The organism is Synechococcus sp. H55.9 (assembly GCF_047462355.1).
Lineage (GTDB): Bacteria > Cyanobacteriota > Cyanobacteriia > Thermostichales > Thermostichaceae > Thermostichus.
Genome location: NZ_JANSJB010000031.1, coordinates 20,240 through 23,403, shown reverse-complemented (window position 1 = coordinate 23,403; position 3,164 = coordinate 20,240). Strand labels below are relative to the sequence as shown.

Annotated in this window: 3 protein-coding genes; 2 read left to right on the top strand and 1 reads right to left on the bottom strand. The window is 61.3% G+C overall.

The features are described from left to right. Positions 1-194: 194 nt before the first annotated feature. Complete coding sequence (locus NW857_RS05935; protein ID WP_414368301.1) at positions 195-1,133, top strand: fused MFS/spermidine synthase; 939 nt, start codon at positions 195-197, stop codon at positions 1,131-1,133. Between the two features lie 100 nt (positions 1,134-1,233). After that, complete coding sequence (locus NW857_RS05930) at positions 1,234-2,385, top strand: NAD-dependent epimerase/dehydratase family protein (RefSeq protein ID WP_414335043.1); 1,152 nt, start codon at positions 1,234-1,236, stop codon at positions 2,383-2,385. Here NW857_RS05930 and NW857_RS05925 read toward each other — a convergent pair. Beyond that, positions 2,382-3,164, bottom strand: a 783-nt coding sequence (locus NW857_RS05925) for a histone deacetylase (RefSeq protein WP_414368299.1), incomplete at its 5' end; no start/stop codon positions are given. The two genes, NW857_RS05930 and NW857_RS05925, sit on opposite strands and share 4 nt — an antisense overlap.

Genomic DNA, 3,164 nt, shown 5'->3' with positions numbered 1-3,164 from the left:
CCGACACTCCTGGAAGAAGACCCCGACTCGGCTGAGGTGCTTACCTGCGAAGCGACCGGACGAAGGCGCTGAGATGGCCGGTGGCAGCTTTTTCCGACTTCACGGGATCTCGAGATTCAACCACTGAAAATCCCGGCATGGGATCTGGGTATCCCAGAGGTCGGTTCCTATCAACGGTACGGCGAGGTGTGCCGATGGACAGCCCGAGGAGTTTCTTTTGGGTTCAGGAGTACTTGACCCCTTGGGACTACACCGCCCGTGCAGTCACGCGCATCCTGGCCTACCGCAAAACCCCTTTCCAGGAGATGCTCATCGCCGAGACGGGGGCCTACGGCAAGGGTCTAATGCTGGATGGGCATTGGCAATCCACCACGGTGGATGAGTTTCTGTACCACGAGGCTCTGGTTCACCCGGCCCTGCTGCAGGTCGTCCAGGCGGGTGGGATCCCGCGGCGAGTGTTGATATTGGGCGGTGCGGAGGGGGCGACGCTGCGGGAGGTGCTGCGTTGGCGCTCGGTGGAGCAGGTGGTGATGGTGGACATCGATGGGGAGGTAGTGGCCGCCTGTCGAGAGCACCTGCCGGAAATGCACCAGGGATCCTTTGAAGATCCGCGTGTGCAGGTCGTGATTGCCGATGCTTTCGACTTTCTCCACCGGACAGAGCCGGTTTGGGATGTCATCCTCTCCGACCTATCGGATCCTGTTGAAGCTGGCCCGGCCTACCGCCTCTTTACCCAGGAGTTTTTCCGCCAGATCCGCTCCAAGTTGCAGCCCGCTGGGGCTTTTGTCCTCCAGGCGGGGCCGACGGGACCGGTGGACTTGTGGCAGCACACCCGCATCGTTCACACCCTGAAAACGGTGTTTGCTGCTGTGCAGCCCTACGCTATCTACGCCCCCACCTACGGCGGGCCGCTGGGGTTTGCCCTGGCAGCCCAGGATCCCATCTCTTCCAGGCCGGAGCCGGAACAGATCGACCAGATTCTGAGCCAGCAGTTGGATCCCGCTCGAGGGACGCTGCGCTTTCTCGATGGCATCACCCTGCTGGGGCTTTACCAAGTCCCGGCTCACCTGCGCCGCGCCATTGCCGCCGAGACCACGGTTTACACCCTGGATAACCCTCCTCAGGTCGAGTAACCTGTCGGCCCCAATCCGCGATTAAAAATGGGATCCCAGGGTATTTGTCTTCGATGCCATAACTTGGTAGATTCGTGAGCAGCCGAATTTTGCTTCCCTGATGAAAGTCCTGGTTATTGGTGGTGACGGATACTGCGGCTGGGCGACAGCCCTGCACCTGTCTAACAGGGGCTATGAGGTGGCCATTCTCGATTCTTATGTCCGCCGCCTCTGGGATCTGCAACTGGGGGTTTCTACCCTGACGCCCATTGCCCAGCTCGAGCAGCGGGTGGATCGTTGGAAGGGCTTGACCGGCAAAGATATTCCCATTTTCGTTTGCGACGTCACCAACTACGAAGCCTTGATCTCCTGCATGCGCCGCTTCCCGCCGGATGCCATCGTCCACTTTGGCGAGCAGCGCTCTGCCCCCTACTCGATGATCAGCCGCGAACATGCGGTGATGACCCAGGTGAACAACGTGGTGGGCACCCTGAACATCCTCTACGCCATCAAGGAGGAATTTCCCGATTGCCACCTGGTGAAGTTGGGCACCATGGGCGAGTATGGCACCCCCAACATCGACATCGAGGAGGGGTACATCACCATCGAGCACAACGGCCGCAAGGATACCCTGCCCTATCCCAAGCAGCCGGGATCCATGTATCACCTCTCCAAAGTGCACGACAGCCACAACATCCACTTCGCCTGCCGCGTCTGGGGCCTGCGGGCCACCGACCTCAATCAAGGAGTGGTGTACGGCGTGTTAACAGAAGAAACCGGCATGGACGAAGTGCTGATCAACCGCCTCGACTACGACGGCGTGTTCGGCACGGCTCTAAACCGCTTTTGCATTCAGGCGGCGGTGGGGCACCCACTGACGGTGTACGGCAAGGGGGGCCAAACCCGTGGCTTCCTGGATATCCGCGACACGGTGCGCTGTGTGGAGCTGGCCATCGCCCATCCCGCCGAGCCGGGTCAGTTCCGGGTGATGAACCAGTTCACGGAGCAATTTAGCGTGGAGCAACTGGCGCTGTTGGTGCAAAAGGCGGGGGCCACCCTGGGTCTGAAGGTGGAGATCAACTACCTGGAGAACCCCCGCGTCGAGCTAGAGGAGCACTACTACAACGCCAAAAATACCAAGCTCCTAGATCTGGGCCTGCAGCCCCACTATCTGTCTGACTCACTTTTGGATTCGCTGCTCAACTTCGCCCTCAAGTACAAAGACCGGGTGGATGTGCGGCAGATCCTGCCCAAGGTGAAGTGGAAGGGCTAGCTCTCTAGGCAAGCTTGGGCCAGGCTCAGCCAGCCGCGGGCCAGATTCTCCAGGTCATAGCCCCCTTCTAGGCCGAAGACGGTCTTGCGGGTCACCTGCTCCAGGCAGAGGTGAGCCAGGCGGCCAAAGTCTTCCTGCTCCAGCAGCATGCTGGCCAAGGGATCCCCTTTGGCACAGTCAAAGCCGGCGCTCACCAGCAGCAAATCCGGCTGGAAGGCCCGCAAGAAGGGCAAAATCTTCTCATCGAGAGCCTTTTTATAGGCCGACCAGTCTGACCCAGCAGGCAGAGGCACATTGCAGAGGTTGCCGTGGATCCCGGTTTCCTGGGCCAAGCCCGTGCCGGGGTAGAGGGGAAACTGATGGATAGAGGCATAGGCCAGTTGGGGGTGGCGCTCCACCACCGCCTGCGTGCCGTTGCCGTGATGGACATCCCAATCGAAAATCGCCACCCGCCTTACCCCTGGCTGCTCCAGGGCCCAGAGGGCAGCAATGGCGGCGTTGCTGAAGAGGCAAAACCCCATCGCCCGTTCTGGCTCCGCGTGATGCCCCGGCGGGCGACACAGCACCAAAGCCGGCTGAGCTGCGGCCAAAGCCGAAGCGGAAGCGGCAAGCCAGGCTCCCACCGCCAAGCGCGCCGCCTCGAAGCTTGCTGCGGAAACGGAAGTATCTGCGTCGATGCGTCCCCCGCCCCTCGCGGCCAACTCGGCCACCCGTTGAATGTGCCAGCGCGGGTGAACCCGCTCCAACTCGGCCAGATCGGCCAAGGGGGGATCCCGCCA